Genomic DNA, 20,340 nt, shown 5'->3' on the forward strand with positions numbered 1-20,340 from the left:
GGTGTGACCTAGGGGGCTCGTCCGCGCATAGGATGGGCGCGTATGCCGTCGTCGTCCTTGTCGGTGGCCTCAACCTCAACGATTCGGGAGTGGCGCGTGGCTGCGATCCTCGAGAAGGTCCTCCGCCTCGGCGAAGGGCGCATCCTCAAGAAGCTGTCGGGCGTCGCTGCCCAGGTGAACAGACTCGAGGACAGCTTCACAGCGCTCTCCGACGAAGAGCTCCGCGAAGAGACCGCGCGCTTCCGCGCGCGCCTCGCCGAGGGCGAGACGCTCGACGACCTCATGCCCGAGGCGTTCGCCGCGGTGCGCGAGGCGGCGCGACGCACGCTCGGCCAGCGTCACTTCGACGTCCAGCTCATGGGTGGTGCGGCGCTGCACCTCGGCAACATTGCTGAGATGAAGACCGGTGAGGGCAAGACGCTCGTCGCGACGCTGCCCGCCTACCTCAACGCCCTCGCGGGCAAGGGCGTCCACGTCGTCACGGTGAACGACTACCTCGCGCAGTACCAGAGCGAGCTCATGGGCCGCGTCTTCCGCTTCCTCGGGATGTCGACTGGCTGCATCCTGTCGTCGATGGACCCGAGCGAGCGCCGTCAGCAGTACGCGGCGGACATCACCTACGGCACGAACAACGAGTTCGGCTTCGACTACCTGCGCGACAACATGGCGTGGTCCGCGGACGACCTCGTCCAGCGCGGTCACTTCTTCGCGGTCGTCGACGAGGTCGACTCGATCCTCATCGACGAGGCCCGGACCCCGCTCATCATCTCGGGGCCCGCGTCAGGTGACGCGAACAAGTGGTACGGCGAGTTCGCCAAGGTCGTGCGTCGCCTCACGGCAGAGGTCGACTACGAGGTCGACGAGAAGAAGCGCACGATCGGTGTGCTCGAGCCGGGCATCGCCAAGGTCGAGGACTACCTCGGCATCGACAACTTGTACGAGTCGCTCAACACCCCGCTCATCGGCTTCCTCAACAACGCGATCAAGGCCAAGGAGCTCTTCAAGCGCGACAAGGACTACATCGTCGTCAAGGGCGAGGTCCTCATCGTTGATGAGCACACGGGTCGTGTCCTCCCGGGACGCCGCTACAACGAGGGCATGCACCAGGCGATCGAGGCGAAGGAGGGCGTCGCGATCCAGGCTGAGAACCAGACTCTCGCGACGATCACGCTCCAGAACTACTTCCGCATGTACGGAAAGCTCTCGGGCATGACGGGAACCGCCGACACCGAGGCCGCCGAGTTCCAGGGCACCTACAAGCTCGGCGTCGTCCCGATCCCGACGAACCGTCCGATGCAGCGCATCGACCAGCCTGACCTCGTCTTCAAGAACGAGTCGGGCAAGTTCACGGCCGTCGTCGCCGACATCGTCGAGCGACACGCCAAGGGCCAGCCGGTCCTCGTGGGCACGACGAGCGTCGAGAAGTCTGAGCTCCTCTCGGAGGCGCTCAAGAAGCAGGGCGTCCCGCACGAGGTCCTCAACGCCAAGCACCACGAGCGTGAGGCGCAGGTCGTCGCGATGGCGGGCCGTAAGGGTGCCGTGACGGTCGCGACGAACATGGCCGGGCGTGGAACCGACATCATGCTCGGTGGCAACGTCGAGTTCCTTGCGCACGACCGCATGGCAGCACTGGGGCTCGACGCGGTCGAGAACGAGGACGAGTACAACGAGGCGTGGCCGACGGTTCTCGCGGAGTGCGAGGCCTCGGTCAAGGCGGAGCACGACGAGGTCGTCGAGCTCGGTGGCCTCTACGTCCTGGGCACAGAGCGGCACGAGTCCCGGCGTATCGACAACCAGCTGCGCGGTCGTTCCGGTCGTCAGGGTGACCCGGGCGAGTCGCGGTTCTACCTGTCGATGCAGGACGAGCTCATGCGTCTGTTCTCCTCGGGTCTTGCCGAGTCGATGATGACGCGTGCCGGCTTCCCGGACGACATGCCGCTCGAGTCGAAGATGGTCTCGCGCTCGATCCAGTCGGCGCAGACGCAGGTCGAGGCGCGGAACTTCGAGATCCGCAAGAACGTCCTCAAGTACGACGATGTCATGTCGCGTCAGCGCGAGGTCATCTACGACGAGCGTCGTCGTGTCCTCGAGGGTGAGGACATGGGCGAGCAGATCCAGCACTTCCTCGGTGATGTCATCGGCGGGTACGTCGAGGGCGCAACCGCCGAGGGGACGCCTGACGAGTGGGACCTCGACACGCTGTGGACGGGTCTCCGGGCGATCTTCCCGGTCTCGATCACGGTCGACGACGTGGCTGAAGAGGCTGGTGGCCGCGAGGCCATCTCGCGTGAGTTCCTCGCTGACGAGCTCAAGGGCGACGCCCGGGTCGCGTACGCGGGCCGGGAGCAGCAGCTGGGTTCCGACAACGTTCGCGAGCTCGAACGGCGGGTCGTGCTGTCGGTCCTCGACCGAAAGTGGCGCGAGCACCTCTACGAGATGGACTACCTCAAGGAGGGCATCGGGCTGCGCGCCATGGCGCAGCGCGACCCCCTCATCGAGTACCAGCGCGAGGGCTTCCAGCTCTTCCAGTCGATGACCGAGGCCATCAAGGAGGAGTCGGTCGCGTACCTCTTCAACCTTGAGGTGAGCGTTACCCCCGTCGAGGAGGGTGGCGAGGTCGAGGATGCAGAGATCGATCTCGACTCGCTCGACGCGGAGGCCGAGGACGCTGCGAACCGTCCTGCGACGAAGCTCGTCGCCAAGGGCCTGGACGGTCCGGGTCAGCGTGTTCCGCTGCAGTACTCGGCGCCGAGCGCGCTGGGTGAGGCGGAGACGGTCGACGGTGACGCTGTGGGCTCGGGCAACCGTGAGGAGCGTCGTCGCGCGGCGAAGGCCCGCAAGAAGAAGTGACGTCGGCCGGGTGAACCCCGGCGGAACGTGACAGAGGGCGCCCGGTCATCGACCGGGCGCCCTCTGGTGTCTGCTGCGGCGGGGCGTGCGCGTCATCCGAGGACGAGCGCGGTCACGCGCCAGGCGCCGCGAATGTGTTCGAGGCGGAGGGCCGCGGCGCGTACGCGGTCAAGATCTTCGATGACGACGGTCGCCTCGGCCGCGTGGTCGTCGACCCGGTGGACGCGCGCTCGTCGTACGCGTGCGGGCCGGGTCGAGCCCGGGCCGGAGGCGAGCGTCACGGAGCAGCGAGTGGCGACGGCGGAGTGAACCTCGGGTGCGAGCCAGCGGGTGAGCTGGGCGAGCGGTCTCACGCCACGCAGGGCCTCGACGACGGCCTGCGCGATCGAGCACGCGAGTGCTGTCGGGTCGGACGGGCGCCCCGCGCTGCGGCCGGGCATATGCGCGGGCACGGGAGCGTTCGGCACGCTCTCGCTGCGTGCGCGGGGTGGCGCGGTCGCGGCGAGGGGCTCGGGAGCTGGTGCGGACGTGGGTGCGGCGATCGCGAGATCGCGAGCGCGGCCAGGCACGAGGAGAGTGGACCTCGGGTGGGTGGGGCGCGGGCTCAGTGTCGTCGTCATCGGTGCTCCGGTCGAGTGGTGTCGGACGTGTTGAACGTGCGGCCGTCATCGGTGGCGGCGGGGATCTCAATCCGGGTGCCCGGCATGAGGAGATGTGGGTTGGAGCCGATTGCCTTGCGGTTGTGCTCGTGGAGCTCGGGCCAGGCCGCGACGAGATCGGCCTGCGAGGCGTGGGGGAGGGCGGCGGCCGCGAGTCCCCAGAGCGTGTCGCCGGCGTGGACTGTGACGCGGGTGCCCGACGCGCGGGGAGCGGTCTCGGTGCGTGCGGCCGCGGGCGCCGCTGTGCGGGCGGGTCGCGGGGTCCGCGCGGTCGTCTGTGTCGGTGTGAGGGAGGGCGCGGACTCGGTTGCGGACGTGGTCGGTGCAGCCTGTGACGGCCATGCGAGGAGCTGTGCGGCCGACGCGGCCGACGCGGCTGCCTCGGACCCTGGCGCCCCGGCCGCGGCAGCCTCGGCCGCGGCCGCCCCGGACGCGGTGCCGTCGGACGACCAGGCCACCGCGGACGCGGGCAGCGGCGCGAGGACGAGCGAGGCCCCGGCCGCCCCGATGAGCAGCCTGCGAGCGAGGAGCGGAGCGCGCTCGCGGAGCGCGGCCTCGGCGCGCTGCGCGCAGCGGCTCGTTCCGTCGGCGGCGCTGACGAGCGCGGCGACGAGCGACCACAGTGACGCGCGGAACGCAACGATCGCACCCGCGGCACCGGCGGCCGTCTGAACCGCTGTGCTTGCGTCGAGGCCCCGCTGCGCGGCGGAGAACGCGCTCAGGGCGAGCCCCGCCGCGAGGCCGAGGAGCACCACGGCGAGGACGAGGGCACGGACGGCGGCGCCGACGGAACGCCCGCGATGATCCGTTTCGCTCGGCGTTGATGGGCGTTGAGGCGATTCGATGGGCGGAGGCATGGGACGATGGAACACCCCGGTCGCCGGGTTGTCCACCGGAACGTCACCATGTGGACGGTGAGCGCAGCCGCTCGGGACTGGCTACCGTGTCGTCATGCGGTGGACGCACCTCTTTGCCGACCTCTCTGCCCAGCTCGATGCCGACGATCGTGAGGCGCGCGACGCCGACGTCGCGGAGCTCACGCGCGCGTACGCCGCGGGCTCAACGCTCGTCGACCGCATTCACGCCGCGATCGGCACCGAGGTCACGCTCCACGTGTGCGTGGGGGATCCCGTGACGGGACGGGTTGAGGACGTCGCGGCCGAGTGGGTGCTGCTGAGCGTCGCTGGGCACCAGGTCGTCGTGAGGAACGAGACCGTCGACCACGTGCGCGGTCTGGGCCCCGGCGTCTCGGCGCCGACGGCCGGGGTCGCCTCGCGGCTCTCCCTCGGGCACGTGCTCCGTGGGCTCGCGCGCGACCGCGCGATCGTCCACGTGCGCACGCGCCACACCTCGCTCGTGGGCCGGATCGACCGCGTCGGTGCGGACCACATCGATCTCGTGGCCGCGCCGGCATGGGGTGAACGGGACCGGGGCGACGGCCCGGGCCTCACGGTCGTGCCCGTCGGGGCGATCGTGCTCGTCGCTGATCAGGCACGGTAGCCCCGCGGCCCGGCGGGGGCCGACACAGGTGCGCGGACCCGTGCGGACAGCCCCGTGCGGACAGCCCCGTGCACGGGGCGGTGCGGGGCCGGCGGGCTCAGCCCTGGATCTTCGCCTTGGTCTCGTCGTACTTGCGGGCGACGAACTTGTCGAGCTCGGCCACCTCGATGCGCCACTGCCCCCGGCCACCGATCTGGATCGCGGGGAGGTCTCCCGAGCGCACGAGCGCGTAGGCCTGGTCGGCGCTGATCGCGAGCTCGGTCGCGACGTCCGCAAGGGTGATGAAGCGGGGTGCCATGCGGCTATCCAACCACGAAGCGCGCCCGTCCCATCACTGTCCACAGGCGCGCGCTCCGCTTGCGGATCGCTGTCATCCGGGAAAGATGTCAGCGATGTCCATGCCGCGAGAGGGAGCATTGTGAACAGACCTGCCGCCCCCGGAGCCCCCGCGCTCCGTCTTCAGCGACCCGGGTGGAAGGATCCCCGCCTCGTCGTCGGCGTCCTCCTCGTCGCGGCCTCGGTCGCGCTCGGCTCCTGGTCCGTCCGCGTGGCGCGGCAGACCGAGCCGGTCGTGGCGGCCCTCACAGACTTGCCGGCCGGCCACGTACTCACGGCAGCCGACGTGCGCACTGTCGAGGTTGCGCTCGGTGAGACGTCCGAGAGGTACCTGAGCGCGTCTGCGGCGATCGACGGCGCGGTCCTGTCCCGACCCGTCGGGGCGGGTGAGCTCATCCCGAGCGCGCTCCTCGTGGCCGAGGCGACTGCTGGGTTGCGGACCGTGGCCATGGGGATCCCGGGTCCGCTCCCGGCGGACGTCCTTGTCGGGGGACTCGTCGACCTGTGGGTCCTGCCCGAGCCCGCGACCCGCGACGCCCGGGGGGACGCCGCGCAGCCTGTTCCGCACGCGGTTGCTCATGGCCTCGACGTCACCGCCGTCACCGCCGAGACGGGAGCGTTCGGAAGCGGCCTCGGCACGGGCACGACCGTCGAGGTGCGCGTCGCTGAGGCCGAGCTGCCGCAGGTGCTCGCGGCGCTCTCGGCTGACGGGGCGCTTGCGCTCGTGGCGGCACCGGTCGGGCCCGCGCCCGCCGCGGCCGATGCACCCGCCGGCTCGGCCGGGGCGGACGGCGCGACGCAGCCCGACGCCAAGCCGGCCCCGTGAGCGGCTCGACGCGCCCCCGCGACGTCCTGTGCGCGGTCGGCCCCGACCACGAGGACGCGGTGGCGACGGCGCTCGCAGGGACTCGTGCACCCGTCCGGCTCGTGCGCCGGTGCGCCCACCTCATCGAGCTGCTCGGCCTCGTCGAGTCAGGCACGGGAGAGGTCGTCCTCGTGAGCCTCGACCGTGGCCCGGGCGACCAGCTCGACCGTGACATCGTCGCGCGGCTGCACGCGTGCGGCGCGATCGTCGTCGCGCTCGTCCCGGGGGCGGACGAGGCCGGCACGGCGGACGCCTCGCGCGCCTGGGCGCTCGGCGTCGACCACGTCGTACCAGCCGGGCTCCTCGACGACACGCTCGGCGCTCGGCTGGGCGCCACGACCCGCCGTGCTGGACCCTCCGAGATGACGACGCAGCGCTCCCGAGAGGATGACGCGGAGGCAGGCCCTCTCCTGCCGGGCGGCGACCCACGACGCGTCCCCGGACATCTCGTCGTCGTGTGGGGCCCGGCGGGCTCGCCGGGCCGCACGACAACCGCGGTCAACCTCGCGGCGGAGCTCGCGGCGCACCGGCCGCGGCAGATCGGGCACGAGACCCCGCGCGTCCTGCTCGTCGACGCCGACTCCCACGCCCCCTCGGTCGCGCAACAGCTCGCGCTCCTCGACGAGTCCTCGGGCCTTGCGCTCGCGGTGCGCGCCGCGGGTCAAGGTCGGCTCGGCCCCGCGGTCCTTGCGGGCCTCGCGCCGCAGGTCGGACCGCTTCACGTGCTGACGGGAATCGCCCGCGCCGCCCGCTGGCCCGAGCTCTCGTCGGCCGCGCTCGCCTCGGTGTGGCAGGCTGCGCGCGACGTCGCGGACATCGTCGTCGTCGACGTCGCCGCGCCTCTCGAGCACGACGAGGCGCTCAGCTATGACACGCGAGCACCCCAACGGAACGCCGCCACGCTCAGCGCGCTCGCGGCGGCTGACACCGTCGTCATCGTGGGCGGGAGCGACCCGGTCGCGGTGCAGCGGCTCGTCCACGCGCTCGGCGACCTCGCCGAGATCCCCGCGCTCACGCGGGACCGCACCCTCGTCCTCACGCGCGCAAGGGCCTCGGTCACGGGCGGGCGGCCCGCGGCCGTCCTCGCTGATGCTCTCGGCCGCTACGCGGGCGTCCGGCCCGACCACATCGTTCCCGATGACGCGGCCGCGCTCGACGCTGCCCTCCTTGCGGGCGGCACGCTCGCGGAGCATGCCCCCGGATCGCCCGTGCGGCGTGTCTACGTGACGCTCGCTGAGGAGCTGCTCGAACGTCGCCGCGCCGCGCTCACCCGGCACGCCGCCGCCGGAGCGAGCGTCGCCGGTGGTTGACTGGGCCTATGCGCATCTACCTGCCCGCAACGCTCGAGCTCCTCGTCGGCGTCCGGTCCGGCGCGGGCGGCCGCACGACGCTCGATCTTGAGCCGACGCGGGCCCACACGGTCACCGCCGCGCTCGCAGCCGCGCTTGCGGACGAGGACCAGGAGGGCCTTGAGTACGCGGCGCACCTCGCGGCGGCCGACGACGCGCTCACGGAGCTCGTCCGAGCTCCTGGTGCACCCCGGCTCCGGCTCGTGCTGACGCTCGAGGTCCCGGACGACGTCGTCGTCGACGCGGCCGGTGATGCCGCGATCCTCACGCCGAGCGCGGTCGACCTCGTGGCGCCCGTGCCAGGTGCGAGGCTCGTGTGCGCGCACGTCGACGAGCCGGGTGCCGCAGCCGACGTCGTCGCGACGCTCGAGGGTGACGATGCGGCGCTCGAGCGGCTCGTCGAGCGTGACCTGCTCTGGTACGACGCGACCGAGCTCGCCGACATTCCCCGCTGAGCGCAGGACCTCCGCAGCCGTCGGTCGCGGGACCCGCCCGCCCGACGGTCCGACGCGCCTCCGTGACGCGCTGACCAGCGTGATCAGGCAGTGCCGAGGTGCTCGAGGAACGCGTCGTGCAGAAGGCCGTTCGTTGCCAGAGCGTTGCCGCCGTGCGGTCCGGCCTCGCCTGCGAGGGAGGTGAAACGCCCGCCCGCCTCCGTGACGATCGGGACGAGCGCGGCCATGTCGTGCAGCGAGAGCTCGGGCTCGGCCGCGGCATCGACGGCGCCCTCGGCGACGAGCATGTACGACCAGAAGTCCCCGAACGCTCGCGTGCGCCACACCGAGTCAGAGATCGTCAGCAGGCCCGTGAGGCGGTCGATGTCCTGCCAGCCCGTGAGGCTCGAGTACGAGAACGACGCGTCGGCGAGGTCGCGCACGCCAGAGACATGGATCCGGCTCGCAGCGGACAGCGAGCGGCCCGTCCAGGCGCCCGTGCCCACGGATGCCCACCAGCGACGCTGGAGGGCGGGGGCGCTCACGAGACCGACGACGGGCTCGCCGTTGACGAGAAGGGCGATGAGGGTCGCCCACACCGGAACGCCGCGGATGTAGTTCTTCGTCCCGTCGATCGGGTCGAGGACCCACTGGCGTGCGCCGTGGCCGCTCGCGCCCGTCTCTTCTCCGAGGAACGCGTCGCGGCCGCGTGAGCGCGACAGGAGGCTGCGGACGAGGTCCTCTGCTGCCTTGTCGGCGTCAGAGACCGGGGTGTGGTCGGGCTTGGTGTCGACGTGAAGATCGAGTGCCTTGAAGCGCGACATCGTGAGGGCGTCGACATGGTCGGCGATCGCATGCGCGAGTCGAAGGTCGTCGTCGTACGTGGCCTGCGGCGTCATGCCCTCACGCTAGCGGCCGGGAGGGCGCGGGCGCGGGGCGGCCCGCCGTACGGGCACACGGACTTACTCCGCCGCTCCGGTACGTGCCGCCAGGACGCGCCTGAAGGAATCGAGCCGGCGTGCCCGCCAGACGTGCTCGTCGGACTCGGGCTCGACTGCAGCGACCCAGGTGTCGAGCTCGCAGTCCGGGGCGTCGGCCAGGTGCGTGCAGCCGCGCGGGCAGGCTTCGGCGGCCTCGGCGAGGTCGTCGAACGCTGCGAGGATCGTTGCGGGTTCGACGTGCGCCAGGCCGAAGGAACGCACGCCGGGGGTGTCGATGACCCAGCCGTCGTGGTCGGGCAGGCGCAGGGCGACGGCGCTCGTCGACGTGTGCCGGCCGCGGCCGGTGACGTCGTTGACGCGGCCCGTCGCGCGCGCGGCGCCCGGCACGAGCGCGTTGACGAGGGTCGACTTGCCGACGCCCGAGTGCCCGACGAGGACCGACGTGCGTCCGCGCAGGTGGTCGCGGACCGCGTCCGCGGCGGGCACGCCACCCTCGTCGTCGCGGCGGGTGACGACGATCTCGACCCCGAGCGGCTCGTAGAGCGCGATGAGGGCGTCGGGGGAGGCGAGGTCCGACTTGGTGAGGCACAGCAGGACGTGCATGCCCGCGTCGTAGGCAGCGACGACGCACCGATCGATCATGCGAGGGCGCGGCTCGGGGTCGGCGAGCGCGGTGACGATGACGAGCTGGTCGGCGTTGGCGACGACGATGCGCTCGTACGGGTCGGTGTCGTCGGCGGTGCGGCGCAGGACCGAGGTGCGCTCGGCGATGCGCACGATGCGCGCGAGACTTCCGTCGTCACCGGTCGTGTCGCCGACGACGTCGACCGAGTCGCCGCAGACGATGCGGTCGCGTGTGAGCTCGCGGGCCTTCATCGCGGTGAGGATGTGCTCGCCAGGGCCGTCCTCGTCGAGCAGAAGGGTGTACCGGCCACGGTCGACCCCGGTGACGAGTGCGCGCACGGCGTCAGCATGCTCGGGGCGTTGCTTGGTCCGTGGCCGGGTGCCGCGGCGTGAGGGCCGTGCTCGGAAATCGCCCTCGTCACGCTGCCGTGCGCTCATGGACCCCCTCAGCCCTGCGTCGTCGTGGAGAGCATCGTCGACCACATGCCTGTGAAGTCGGGCAGCGTCTTGGCGGTCGTCCCGATGTTCTCCACGCGCACGCCCGGCACGCGCAGACCGAGGATCGCGCCGAAGGTTGCCATGCGGTGATCGTGGTAGGTCTCGACCGTGCCCCCGTGGAGCGCGGCGGGCTCGATCGTCAGGCCGTCCTCGGTCTCGACAGCGCGGCCGCCCAGGCGGTTGATCTCGGTGACGAGCGCCGCGAGCCGGTCGGTCTCGTGCCCTCGCAGGTGGGCGACGCCACGCAGGCGGCTGGGGGTCTCGGCGATCGCGGCGATCGCGGCGATCGTCGGGGTGAGCTCGCCGGCTGCGTGAAGGTCGACGTCGATGCCTGAGATGCGTCCGGTTCCCGTGACCTCGAGCGTGTCCCCGACCTGGCGCGTGCGCGCGCCCATCTGGGCGAACAGCTCGGGTACGAGCGCACCCGGCTGCGTCGTCGAGGTGGGCCACCCCGGTACGCGCACGGTTCCGCCCGCGACGAGGGCGGCGGCGAGGAAGGGGCTCGCGTTCGAGAGGTCTGGTTCGACGCGGACGTCGCGGGCGGTGATGGGCCCGTGCTCGACGATCCACAGCGACGGCGTCGAGTCGTCAACCGCGACTCCCGCGCCCCGCAGGACCTCGACGGTCATGTCGATGTGGGGCAGGCTCGGGAGCGCTGACCCCACGTGCCGCAGGCGCAGGCCGCGGTCGAAGCGTGCGCCGGCGAGGAGCAGGCCGGAGACGAACTGGCTCGACGCGCTCGCGTCGACGTCGACCGCACCCCCGACGACGCCGCCGCGGCCCTCGACCGTGAACGGCAAGGTGGCCGGCTCTGAGCCGTCGTCGGCCGTGACCGGGACACCCAGGTGACGCAGGCCGGCGAGGACGGGTCCCATGGGACGCACGCGTGCGCCCGCGTCGCCGTCGAAACGCACGGGGCCGTCGGCGAGCGCGGCAACCGCCGGAAGGAAGCGCATGACCGTTCCGGCCAGGCCGCACTCGATCGATGCGGGGCCGCGCAGCGGGCCGGGCGTCACCCGCCACGTCGTGCCGTCGACCTCGATCCCGACACCGAGCTCGCGCAGGGCCTGCGCCATGAGGAGCGTGTCGCGGCTGCTCAGTGCCCCACGCAGCGTGCTCGGCCCGTCGGCGAGCGCAGCAAGGACGAGGTAACGGTTCGTCAGGGACTTGGACCCGGGGACGTCGACCGTCGCGTCGAGCGCGTGCTCGGCGACGGATGCCGCCCACGGAAGGTCGGCGGAACCGGGGTGGGCGGCGTCGGACGAAGGGTCGTGCGGCGTCGAAGCGGTCATGACACCCAGGCTATCGGAGGCCCGAGGAGCCAGTGGGTCAGGCCCGGGCCGCGAGACGGAGCCCGGCGTCGCGAGACGGAGCCTGGTGCCGCGGTGGCCCCTCAGCCGTCGAGCGGTGTGCGGTCTGCGCGGTCCCGACGTGCCTTGTCGACGCGCCAGGCCACGCCTGGGCGTCCCTCGAGGTCGACGGCGGTGAGAACGGCGGCGCCCAGCCCTCCTAGTGCGTGCACGAACGGCGTGAGGCGCGACTTGTCGAGCGACCTGGGTGACGTCATGGGCTGCTGAGCGACCGCGAGCGGGAGGGTGAGCGCCGCGAGAGCCGCTGCGCTCGAGCGTGGCGCGCGCCCGAGCGCGAGCCCGAGGCCCGCGACGATCGTCGCAGCGCCGTGCGCGCGCACGGCCCACGTGAGCGTGCGCTCAGGGACCGGGGGACGCCCGAGCGCGCTCGTCACGCGGTCGGCGACCGGACGGGCGACCGCGACGTGGGGAGCGGGAGTGCGCACCGCGTCGAGGCCGTCGTGGACGTACCACGACGCAAGCATGGGGCGGGCGAGACGGCGGACCAGCATGGAAGGCTCCTTCGACCGAGGCACGAGCTGCGTGATCCCACGGTAGCGCTCGCGGGGAATGCCGCGACGTCAGCGGGTGTTCATGGTGTGTGACCTGTTCTGCTCCTGCCCGCCCCGTCGTGAGCGCCACCCGCTCTGCGGCGGGCTCGTCTCGCGCGCCGCTAGGCTGGCACGTGATGGACGAGACCGACGACACCCGCCGCGCCCCAGCAGACGAGACTGCTGAGGAGCGCCGCGCACGCTTCGAGCGTGACGCGCTCGGGCACCTCGACGCGCTCTACGCCGCGGCGTTGCGCATGACGCGCAATCCCACGGACGCGGAGGACCTCGTCCAAGAGGCCTTCGCCAAGGCGTTCGCGGCCTTCCACCAGTACCGCCCTGACACGAACCTCAAGGCGTGGCTGTACCGGATCCTCACGAACACGTTCATCAACACCTACCGCAAGCAGCAGCGCGAACCGAAAAAGTCGCAGACGGAAGAGATCGAGGACTGGCAGATCGCCCGCGCGGCGTCGCACACCTCGAGCGGCCTGCGCTCGGCCGAGGTCGAAGCTCTCGACGCGCTTCCGGACTCCGACGTCAAGGAGGCGCTCGCCGCGCTTCCCGAGGACCGCCGCCTCGCGGTCTACCTCGCCGACGTCGAGGGATTCCCGTACAAGGAGATTGCCGAGATCATGGGAACCCCCATCGGCACCGTCATGTCGCGACTGCATCGGGGCCGCGCGCAGCTGCGCACGCTCCTCGCGGGCTACGCGGCCGAGCGCGGGCTCCTGCCTGCGACGCAGGAGGGGTCATGAGCGACGCTCGGGACGAACGCCCGCTCGACGGCGAGGAGTGCGCCGAGGTCATCAGCCACGTCGAGGACTACCTGCGCTCCGGGATGACGGTGGCCGACGCGGCTGACCTGCGCGCGAGCGTCGCTGAGGTGGCGCCGGGGCTCGGCGTGCTCGAGATCGAAGAGATCATGCGCGTCGTACTGCGCCGTTCGTGCTGCGAGCGCGCGCCCGAGTCGCTGCGCGTTCGTATCAGCACGCAGATCGCCGTGTGGCGCACCGAGGGCTGAACTCGTTCAGCGCGGTCGCGTCAAGGAGCCTTGGCCACGCGAGTGGCCGCGCGACGGCGGCCAGCACCAGCGGCCCACAGCAAAGGCCCCGGAGCCATGCTCCGGGGCCTTGCGCATGCCGTCCAGCGGCCGCTCTGAGACGAGACTCAGGCGTTGGGACGGTTGCCGTGGTTGGCGGCGCTGCCCTTACGGCTACGACGCTTGCGTCCGCGCTTGCTCATAGTGACTCCAAGTCAGTGGGTGGTCGTGCTGGCCGTCGTCCATGATCCCACACCGCGCGCGGTGCGTGCGAACTCATCTGGGCCACAGGGGTGACAGAGAGGACACACGCTCAAGTCTGGCTCGCGGAGGGCCGATACTGTCTAGCGTGAACGCCACACCGCAGTCCGTCATCCCGCTGCTCCACGCCGTCGTCAAGGCGGAGGCCTCCGACCTCCACGTCAAGGTGGGCTCCGCCCCCCGCGTGCGTGTCGACGGACGGCTGCGGCGCCTCCAGGTCCCCGTGCTCACCCCCGTGGACACCGACCACATGCTCTCGCAGGTGCTCCCGGCCGACCTCGTCGACCAGTTCGAGCGGACGCACGAGGCCGACTTCGCCTACTCCGTCGCTGGCGTCGGGCGGTTTCGCGTCAACGCGTACCAGGCGCGCGGCACGACCGCGATGGTGTTCCGTCTCGTCGGCGTGGGCACCTCGAGCCTCGCCGAGCTCGGCGTCCCCGCGATCGTGGGCGACCTTGCGCTCGAGCCGCGCGGCCTCGTCCTCGTGACGGGCCCGACGGGTGCGGGCAAGACGACGACGCTCGCCGCGATGGTGGATCTCATCAACACGCACCGCGAGGTCAACATCATCACGATCGAGGACCCGATCGAGGTCCTGCACGAGGACAAGAAGTCGATCATCTCCCAGCGCGAGGTACGTCAGGACACGAAGGACTTCTCGACCGCCCTGCGTGCCGCGATGCGTCAGGACCCCGACGTCATCCTCGTCGGCGAGATGCGTGACATCGAGACGGTGCGCGCCGCGCTCCAGGCGGCCGAGACCGGTCACCTCGTGCTCTCGACGCTCCACACGATCGATGCGCAGGAGACGGTCAACCGCATCATCGACTTCTTCCCGCCCTACGAGCAGCTGCAGATCCGGACGGCACTGTCGCAGATGCTGCGCGGCATCGTCTCCCAGCGCCTCGTGCGGACGGTCGACGACAACCGGTGCCCGTCGGTCGAGGTCATGGTCAACACGGGCCGTACCGCCGAGGCGATCGTCAACCCGATCGACAACCCGCCGCTCACCGACCTCATCGCGGACGGCGCGTACTACAAGATGCAGACGTTCGACCAGCACCTGTGCGAGCTCGTCGTCTCGGGTCGGATCACGTACGACGAGGCGGTTGCGGCTGCCTCGAACCCGCAGGACCTCACGCTCACGCTGCGCGGTCTCGGCATGGAGGTCTGACACCTCGAGCAGTGCGCTCGCCCTGCGCTCAGCGTCGGTCTGCCGCCGACGAGCGCAGGGCTTCGTGCTTCACGCGTCGGGGCTCGCGAGCCCGAGCCACTGGTGCCACCCGGAGTGGAGCACGAGCCAGGCCATGAGGCCGTAGCCGGCCTGCTGCGGCAGGTCGTCGCCGCGCGCCGCGAGGTCGGCGTGCCACTGGTCGTGGCTGACGAGGGGCGCGAACGTCTCGACGAACGGCACGCGTCGGCGCTGGGCGACGTCGCTGTAGGCGCGTGAGAGGTCGGCGAGGCGATCGTCGTCCGCGTGCAGGCCGGGCGGCGGCCCGACGACGAGCGTGCGCAGGTGGCGGGCGTCGGCGACATCGAGGATGTTGGCGAGGTTGAGCCGTGACCGTGCGACAGACAGGCCTGCGGCAAGGTCGTGGCGCCCGAGCGCGACGACAAGGCGGTGGTCGATCTCGGTGTCGGCGGACAGCCGTGGCTCGACCTCACGCTCCCACCGGCCCGAGAGAGCGGTCGTCGTCTCGCCCGGGGTCGCGAGGACATAGTGCTCGACGTCGACCTCGCCCGTGCGGGCGACGACGCGCCCGACCCAGCCGAGCGCCTTGGGGTCGCCGACGCCGGCCGCGAGCTCGTCACCGACGACGCAGATGCGCAGCTTTCTGGTCACAGGGTCCTCCTAGGGGTTCGTCCCATCGTCACCCGCGGGCCGCCGTGAGCGGGCGGCAACACGCCGCGCCCCGCTCACCGGCTCGGGTGGGGCGCGTGCGCCGCCGCGTGCGGTGCCTCGACGGACGTGGCAGGGCCGCGCTCACCCGAGGCGAGCGCGGCCCTGCCACACGTGCGCGAGGGCTACCAGCGTGCGTGAACGGCGGCGCGCATGTCGCGGTCGTAGATCCGGTGCACCGCGGCGTCGTAGGCCTCGGGCAGCGGGGCTGCGGATCCTGCGGCCGCGTTGGCGCGTGCCTGCTCGGGGGAGCGAGCACCCGGGATGACCGTCGTGACACCGTCGTGCTGCGCGAGCCAGGCGAGCGCGGCTTGGGCGGGCGTGAGCCCTTCGGGAGCGAGCGCGGCGAGCTCGGCGGACGCGGCGACACCCGTGGCGAAGTCGACGCCCGCGAACGTCTCGCCGACGTCGAAGGCCTCGCCCGAACGGTTGTAGGTGCGGTGATCGTCGGCGGCAAAGGTTGTCGTGGCCGTGTAACGGTTCGCGAGGAGGCCCGAGGCGAGCGGCACGCGCGCGATGATCGAGACGCCTCGCTCGGCAGCCGTCGGAACGACGTCGTCGAACGGCGCGAGCCGGAACGCGTTGAGGATGATCTGGATGCTCGCGAGGTTGCGGCGCTCGAGCGCGCGCATGGCCTCGGACCGCTTCTCGACGCTCACGCCCCACGACGCGATCGCGCCATCGGCGACGAGCGTGTCGAGGGCGTCGAAGACCTCGTCGTCGGCGTAGACGGACGTGGGCGGGCAGTGGAGCTGGACGAGCGGAAGCGTCTCGAGCCCCAGGTTGCGGCGTGACCGGTCGGTCCACTCCCTCAGGTTGGCGAGCGAGTAGTTCTCGTGGACCTGGGGCAGCCGGCGCCCGGCCTTGGTCGCGACAAAGACGTCAGCGTCGGGACGGGCGCGCAGGAAGGAGCCGATGATCTGCTCCGAGCGGCCGTCACCGTAGACGTCCGCGGTGTCGAAGAAGGTCACCCCGGACTCGAGCGCGGCGTCGAGCACCGCATGAGCGTCTGACTCCTCAACCGTCCCCCAGTCGGCACCGAGCTGCCAGGTGCCGAGCCCGATCGCCGAGACGTCCCGTCCGTTGCTCCATCGCATGGTCTGCATACCCGCAGTCTAGGCCGTTGCGAGCGCGCACAGGCCCGTGGCCCGCACCCCTGTGGGGCGCGGGCCACGGGCCTGTGCGACTCGGATGCGTCAGCGGGTGAAGGCCGCCGTGAGGAGCTCCTCGGCCTGACGCTGGTGCCGCTTCATCGTCCCGGCTGACGGCGAGGCCGACGCAGGACGCGAGACGACCCGCACCATGCGGCCGAGCGCCTGCGGCAGGTGCATCGCGACGAAGGGCCACGGGCCCTGGTTCGCAGGCTCGTCCTGGACCCAGAGGACCTCGGCATCGCCGTAGGGCGCGAGCGCCTCGGCGATCTGCTCCGACTCGAGCGGGTAGAGCTGCTCGAGCCGCACGATCGCGGTGCGGTCGTCTCCGAGCTTGCCGCGGCGGGCGAGCAGGTCGTAGTAGAGGCGGCCCGAGCACAGGAGCACGCGATCGACCTGGCCGGGCTGGGCGGCCATAACGTCGTCGCCGATGACGGGCTGGAACGTGCCCGTCGTGAAGTCCTCGACGCTCGATGCCGCTGCCTTGAGACGCAGCAGCTGCTTGGGAGTGAAGACGATGAGCGGACGACGCGGGCGGTGATAGGCCTGGCGGCGCAGCAGGTGGAAGTGCGAGGCAGGCGTCGACGGCTGCGCGACGAACATGTTGTCCTCGGCGGCGAGCTGGAGGAACCGCTCGATGCGAGCCGAGGAGTGGTCGGGCCCCTGGCCTTCGAAGCCGTGCGGCAGGAGCATGACGAGCGAGGAGTGCTGACCCCACTTCTGCTCGGCCGACGAGACGAACTCGTCGATGACCGTCTGGGCACCGTTGACGAAGTCGCCGAACTGCGCCTCCCACAGGACGAGTGCGTCGGGCCGCTCAACCGAGTAGCCGTACTCGAACGCGAGCGCCGCGTACTCCGAGAGCGAGGAGTCGTAGACCCAGAACTTCGCCTGGTCCGACGTGAGGTAGAGCAGCGGGGTCCATTCGGCGCCCGTCTCGCGGTCGTGCATGACCGCGTGACGCTGCACGAAGGTGCCGCGACGCGAGTCCTGCCCGGCCAGACGCACGGGCGTGCCCTCGGTGAGGAGCGAGCCGAAGGCGAGCAGCTCGCCGAAGCCCCAGTCGATCCCGCCCTCGCGCGACATCTGCTCGCGCTTCTCGAGGAGCTGGGCGAGCTTGGGGTGGACCGTGAAGCCTTCGGGCGGGTTGACGTGCGTCCGCCCGACGAGCTCGACCGTGGCCTTGTCGATCGCGGTCGTCCAGCCGACCATCGTGCCCGCGTCCTCACGCTGCGACTCGGGGATCTCGAGGCCGCGCACGGCTTCGGTGTGCTCGGGTGCCTGGAAGCCGCCCTCCTTCGCCTCGGCGAACACGCGCTCGAGCTGCGTGTGGAAGTCCTGCGCGACCTGCTCGGCCTCGTCGACCGTGATGTCCCCGCGGGAGACGAGAACCTCGGTGTAGAGCTTGCGGGTCGAGCGCTTGGAGTCGATGAGGTTGTACATGAGCGGCTGCGTCATCGAGGGGTCGTCGCCCTCGTTGTGACCGCGGCGGCGGTAGCAGACCATGTCGATGATGACGTCCCGGTCGAACTCCTCACGGAACGCGAAGGCGAGCTCGGCCACGCGGACGACGGCCTCGGGGTCGTCGCCGTTGACGTGGAAGATCGGGACCTGCAGGCCCTTGGCGACGTCGGTCGTGTAGAGCGTGGAGCGCGACGAGCCGGGGCCCGTCGTGAAGCCGACCTGGTTGTTGATGATGACGTGGACCGTGCCACCGGTGCGGTAGCCGCGCAGCCCCGCGAGGTTGAGCGTCTCCTGGACGACGCCCTGGCCGGCGAACGCGGCGTCACCGTGGATGAGGATCGGCAGGACGGAGAAGCCGTCGCCGCCGAGGTCGATCTTGTCCTGCTTGGCGCGCACGACGCCCTCGAGCACGCCGTTGACGGCTTCGAGGTGGGACGGGTTGGCCGCGAGGTAGACCTTGGTCTCCTCGCCCGTGTCGGTCGTGAACGTGCCCTCGGTTCCGAGGTGGTACTTGACGTCGCCCGAGCCCTGGAAGGTCCGCGGGTCGAGGTTGCCCTCGAACTCGGCGAAGATCTGCGAGTAGCTCTTGCCCGCGATGTTCGCGAGGACGTTGAGCCGACCGCGGTGGGCCATGCCGATGCAGACCTCGTCGAGGCCCGCGCGGGCCGCGGAGTTGAGGACGCCGTCGAGCAGGGCGATGAGCGACTCGCCGCCCTCGAGCGAAAAGCGCTTCTGCCCGACGAACTTCGTCTGGAGGAACGTCTCGAACGCCTCCGCGGCGTTGAGGCGGCCGAGGATGCGCAGCTGCTCCTCGCGCGGGGTGCGCTCGTAGCCGGCCTCGAGGCGCGCCTGGAGCCACTTGCGCTGCGTCCGGTCGGCGAGGTGCATGTACTCGGCGCCGATCGTGCGGCAGTAGGAGTCGCGCAGAAGGCCGAGGATGTTGCGCAGCGTGTCCTTCTGCTTGCCGCCGAAGCCACCCGTGGGGAAGGTGCGGTCGAGGTCCCAGAGCGTGAGGCCGTGCGTCTGGACGTCGAGGTCAGGGTGACGGCGCACGCGGTACGTGAGCGGGTCGGTGTCGGCCATGAGGTGGCCGCGCGAGCGGAACGCGTGGATGAGCTCAGCGACGCGTGCGGGCTTGGCGGCCTCGACGTCGTCGTCGACCGTGTTGTCGCGCACCCAGCGCACGGGCTCGTACGGGATGTGGAGCGCTGCGAAGATCCGGTCGTAGAGCCCGTCGAGTCCGAGGAGCTTGTTGCCGAGGATGCGCAGGAGCTCGCCGGAGTGCGCGCCCTGGATGATGCGGTGGTCGTACGTCGAGGTGAGCGTGAGCACCTTGGAGATACCCAGCCGGGCGAGGCGCTCGACGGAGGCGCCCTGGAACTCTGCGGGGTAGTCCATCGCGCCGACGCCGATGATCGTGCCCTGGCCCTGCATGAGGCGCGGCACGGAGTGCACCGTGCCGATCGTGCCGGGGTTGGTGAGGGAGATCGTCGTGCCCTGGAAGTCCGAGACCTCGAGCTTGCCGCCGCGGGCGCGCCGGACGATGTCCTCGTAGGCGCTCCAGAAGCCCTGGAAGTCGAGGGTCTGGGCGGCCTTGACAGCGGGCACCATGAGCTGGCGCGTGCCGTCGGGTTTGGGCAGGTCGATCGCGATGCCGAGGTTGATGTCGGCGGGGTGGTGGACCGCGGGCTTGCCGTCGAGCTGCGTGTAGGACGCGTTCATCGCGGGCATCTCGGCGAGGGACTCGACGAGGGCGAAGCCGATGATGTGGGTGAACGAGACCTTGCCGCCGCGGCCGCGTGCGAGCGCGTTGTTGATGACGATGCGGTTGTCGACCATGAGCTTGGCGGGGACGGCACGCACGGAGGTGGCGGTGGGGACCTCGAGGCTCGCCTCCATGTTCGTCACGACGCGCGCGGCTGGGCCGCGGAGCTTCTCGACGTTCTCGGTGCTCGTGGCGGAGGCGGCGTCGGTGCGCGTCGCGGGACGTTGTGCGTACGGCGCGGTGGCAGGCGAGGCGGTCGGGACGAGCGGGACCGTCGTGGTCCCGTGGCCTGCCGGCGGTGTGGGGGAGGGCGCGCTCGCGGGCGTCGCGACGGGCGTCGGCGCGGCGGAGGTCGCGGCCGTGGCGGGCTGCGGGCTCGCGGGTGCCGGGGCCTGGGTGGGCGCTGCCGGGGTCACCGCGGCGTTGGCTGCTGGGGCCGCGACGCGGTCGCCTGACGCGGTGACGGCGGGGGCCGCGGGGGTTGAGTCTGGGGTGATGTCGACGTCCGAGGTCACCGCGGCGTTGGGCGTGTAGTCCGCGAAGAAGTCCCACCACGCAGGGTCGACGGAATTCTTGTCCTGGAGGTACCGCTCGTAGAGCTCGTCAACGAGCCATTCATTGGCTCCGAACGTGGCGCCTGCACCGCTGATCGACGCTGATTCAGCATTTCCGGACACTTCGTAGATCGCCTCTTCCACAGACTGGGTGGTCGTGCAGCCACAGATCGTGCGCACGGCATCGGTCAGGTCCACACTACGGGTCGCCCCTGGCCTCGCGGAGGCGGTGCTGGACGCGTGACCA

General features: G+C 71.3%; 19 protein-coding genes. 8 read left to right on the top strand and 11 right to left on the bottom strand.

The window, feature by feature from the left end; translation table 11 throughout:
- Positions 1-96: 96 nt before the first annotated feature.
- Complete coding sequence (gene secA / locus ACTVCO_RS03685; protein WP_443727028.1) at positions 97-2,850, top strand: preprotein translocase subunit SecA; 2,754 nt, start codon at positions 97-99, stop codon at positions 2,848-2,850.
- Between the two features lie 92 nt (positions 2,851-2,942).
- On the opposite strand, the gene ACTVCO_RS03690 is transcribed toward secA, so the two are convergent.
- The gene (locus ACTVCO_RS03690; RefSeq protein ID WP_443727029.1) at positions 2,943-3,419 is read right to left on the bottom strand and encodes an Rv3235 family protein; all 477 of its coding nucleotides are present in this window, start codon (positions 3,417-3,419) and stop codon (positions 2,943-2,945) included.
- Between the two features lie 47 nt (positions 3,420-3,466).
- Entirely contained in the window at positions 3,467-4,366 is a 900-nt protein-coding gene (locus ACTVCO_RS03695; RefSeq protein WP_443727030.1) for a LysM peptidoglycan-binding domain-containing protein, read from the bottom strand.
- 94 nt (positions 4,367-4,460) lie between these two features.
- Here ACTVCO_RS03695 and ACTVCO_RS03700 point away from each other — a divergent pair, with 94 nt between their 5' ends.
- A complete protein-coding gene (locus ACTVCO_RS03700) occupies positions 4,461-5,009 on the top strand; it encodes a hypothetical protein (protein ID WP_443727031.1) in 549 nt (182 codons plus the stop codon).
- 97 nt (positions 5,010-5,106) lie between these two features.
- On the opposite strand, the gene ACTVCO_RS03705 is transcribed toward ACTVCO_RS03700, so the two are convergent.
- Positions 5,107-5,307: a helix-turn-helix domain-containing protein gene (locus tag ACTVCO_RS03705; RefSeq protein ID WP_443727032.1), complete on the bottom strand. Its 201-nt coding sequence runs from the start codon at positions 5,305-5,307 to the stop codon at positions 5,107-5,109.
- A 120-nt stretch (positions 5,308-5,427) separates the two neighbouring features.
- Between ACTVCO_RS03705 and ACTVCO_RS03710 the strand changes: the two genes are divergently transcribed.
- From ACTVCO_RS03710 to ACTVCO_RS03720, 3 genes are read left to right on the top strand one after another with little or no spacing between them, the layout of a single operon-like run.
- Complete coding sequence (locus ACTVCO_RS03710; RefSeq protein ID WP_443727033.1) at positions 5,428-6,171, top strand: SAF domain-containing protein; 744 nt, start codon at positions 5,428-5,430, stop codon at positions 6,169-6,171.
- Positions 6,168-7,520: an AAA family ATPase gene (locus ACTVCO_RS03715; RefSeq protein WP_443727034.1), complete on the top strand. Its 1,353-nt coding sequence runs from the start codon at positions 6,168-6,170 to the stop codon at positions 7,518-7,520. The genes ACTVCO_RS03710 and ACTVCO_RS03715 overlap by 4 nt, the downstream gene beginning before the upstream one ends.
- A gap of 8 nt (positions 7,521-7,528) precedes the next feature.
- Positions 7,529-8,014, top strand: coding sequence for a DUF6912 family protein (locus ACTVCO_RS03720; protein WP_443727035.1), 486 nt, complete (start codon positions 7,529-7,531; stop codon positions 8,012-8,014).
- An 83-nt stretch (positions 8,015-8,097) separates the two neighbouring features.
- On the opposite strand, the gene ACTVCO_RS03725 is transcribed toward ACTVCO_RS03720, so the two are convergent.
- The 4 genes from ACTVCO_RS03725 to ACTVCO_RS03740 form a co-directional block, all read right to left on the bottom strand.
- On the bottom strand, positions 8,098-8,892 hold the full coding sequence (locus ACTVCO_RS03725; protein WP_443727037.1) for an inositol monophosphatase family protein: 795 nt from the start codon (positions 8,890-8,892) through the stop codon (positions 8,098-8,100).
- A gap of 63 nt (positions 8,893-8,955) precedes the next feature.
- A complete protein-coding gene (gene rsgA / locus ACTVCO_RS03730; protein ID WP_443727038.1) occupies positions 8,956-9,996 on the bottom strand; it encodes a ribosome small subunit-dependent GTPase A in 1,041 nt (346 codons plus the stop codon).
- Between the two features lie 8 nt (positions 9,997-10,004).
- The gene (gene aroA, locus ACTVCO_RS03735; protein WP_443727039.1) at positions 10,005-11,348 is read right to left on the bottom strand and encodes a 3-phosphoshikimate 1-carboxyvinyltransferase; all 1,344 of its coding nucleotides are present in this window, start codon (positions 11,346-11,348) and stop codon (positions 10,005-10,007) included.
- A 101-nt stretch (positions 11,349-11,449) separates the two neighbouring features.
- Positions 11,450-11,917, bottom strand: a complete 468-nt coding sequence (locus tag ACTVCO_RS03740; RefSeq protein ID WP_443727040.1) for a DoxX family membrane protein — start codon at positions 11,915-11,917, stop codon at positions 11,450-11,452.
- 119 nt (positions 11,918-12,036) lie between these two features.
- On the opposite strand from ACTVCO_RS03740, the gene ACTVCO_RS03745 reads away from it, so the two are divergent.
- Positions 12,037-12,714 (top strand): sigma-70 family RNA polymerase sigma factor, encoded by a 678-nt coding sequence (locus tag ACTVCO_RS03745; RefSeq protein WP_443727041.1) that lies wholly within the window; start codon positions 12,037-12,039, stop codon positions 12,712-12,714.
- A complete protein-coding gene (locus tag ACTVCO_RS03750) occupies positions 12,711-12,980 on the top strand; it encodes a mycothiol system anti-sigma-R factor (RefSeq protein ID WP_443727042.1) in 270 nt (89 codons plus the stop codon). Before ACTVCO_RS03745 ends, ACTVCO_RS03750 begins: the two co-directional genes overlap by 4 nt.
- A gap of 146 nt (positions 12,981-13,126) precedes the next feature.
- Here the strand turns inward: ACTVCO_RS03750 and ACTVCO_RS03755 are convergent, their stop codons facing one another.
- The gene (locus ACTVCO_RS03755) at positions 13,127-13,201 is read right to left on the bottom strand and encodes a 50S ribosomal protein bL37 (RefSeq protein ID WP_155859599.1); all 75 of its coding nucleotides are present in this window, start codon (positions 13,199-13,201) and stop codon (positions 13,127-13,129) included.
- A 146-nt stretch (positions 13,202-13,347) separates the two neighbouring features.
- Here ACTVCO_RS03755 and ACTVCO_RS03760 point away from each other — a divergent pair, with 146 nt between their 5' ends.
- Positions 13,348-14,433 (top strand): type IV pilus twitching motility protein PilT, encoded by a 1,086-nt coding sequence (locus tag ACTVCO_RS03760; protein ID WP_443727043.1) that lies wholly within the window; start codon positions 13,348-13,350, stop codon positions 14,431-14,433.
- 69 nt (positions 14,434-14,502) lie between these two features.
- Here the strand turns inward: ACTVCO_RS03760 and ACTVCO_RS03765 are convergent, their stop codons facing one another.
- From ACTVCO_RS03765 to ACTVCO_RS03775, 3 genes are all read right to left on the bottom strand, one after another.
- Complete coding sequence (locus ACTVCO_RS03765; protein ID WP_443727045.1) at positions 14,503-15,102, bottom strand: GDSL-type esterase/lipase family protein; 600 nt, start codon at positions 15,100-15,102, stop codon at positions 14,503-14,505.
- Positions 15,103-15,284: 182 nt separating this feature from the next.
- Complete coding sequence (locus ACTVCO_RS03770; protein WP_443727046.1) at positions 15,285-16,265, bottom strand: aldo/keto reductase; 981 nt, start codon at positions 16,263-16,265, stop codon at positions 15,285-15,287.
- A 90-nt stretch (positions 16,266-16,355) separates the two neighbouring features.
- Positions 16,356-20,216, bottom strand: a complete 3,861-nt coding sequence (locus ACTVCO_RS03775) for a multifunctional oxoglutarate decarboxylase/oxoglutarate dehydrogenase thiamine pyrophosphate-binding subunit/dihydrolipoyllysine-residue succinyltransferase subunit (protein WP_443727150.1) — start codon at positions 20,214-20,216, stop codon at positions 16,356-16,358.
- Positions 20,217-20,340 lie beyond the last annotated feature (124 nt).

Source organism: Sanguibacter sp. A247 (assembly GCF_052324925.1).
Taxonomy (GTDB): domain Bacteria; phylum Actinomycetota; class Actinomycetes; order Actinomycetales; family Cellulomonadaceae; genus Flavimobilis.

What these genes read in the sequence shown, in the direction of transcription:
- ACTVCO_RS03695 (WP_443727030.1), bottom strand. Translation starts at nt 4,366, where the DNA reads ATGCCTCCGCCCATCGAATCGCCTCAACGCCCATCAACGCCGAGCGAA.
- ACTVCO_RS03700 (WP_443727031.1), top strand. Translation starts at nt 4,461, where the DNA reads ATGCGGTGGACGCACCTCTTTGCCGACCTCTCTGCCCAGCTCGATGCC.
- ACTVCO_RS03705 (WP_443727032.1), bottom strand. Translation starts at nt 5,307, where the DNA reads ATGGCACCCCGCTTCATCACCCTTGCGGACGTCGCGACCGAGCTCGCG.
- ACTVCO_RS03720 (WP_443727035.1), top strand. Translation starts at nt 7,529, where the DNA reads ATGCGCATCTACCTGCCCGCAACGCTCGAGCTCCTCGTCGGCGTCCGG.
- ACTVCO_RS03725 (WP_443727037.1), bottom strand. Translation starts at nt 8,892, where the DNA reads ATGACGCCGCAGGCCACGTACGACGACGACCTTCGACTCGCGCATGCG.
- rsgA (WP_443727038.1), bottom strand. Translation starts at nt 9,996, where the DNA reads ATGAGCGCACGGCAGCGTGACGAGGGCGATTTCCGAGCACGGCCCTCA.
- aroA (WP_443727039.1), bottom strand. Translation starts at nt 11,348, where the DNA reads ATGACCGCTTCGACGCCGCACGACCCTTCGTCCGACGCCGCCCACCCC.
- ACTVCO_RS03740 (WP_443727040.1), bottom strand. Translation starts at nt 11,917, where the DNA reads ATGCTGGTCCGCCGTCTCGCCCGCCCCATGCTTGCGTCGTGGTACGTC.
- ACTVCO_RS03750 (WP_443727042.1), top strand. Translation starts at nt 12,711, where the DNA reads ATGAGCGACGCTCGGGACGAACGCCCGCTCGACGGCGAGGAGTGCGCC.
- ACTVCO_RS03770 (WP_443727046.1), bottom strand. Translation starts at nt 16,265, where the DNA reads ATGCAGACCATGCGATGGAGCAACGGACGGGACGTCTCGGCGATCGGG.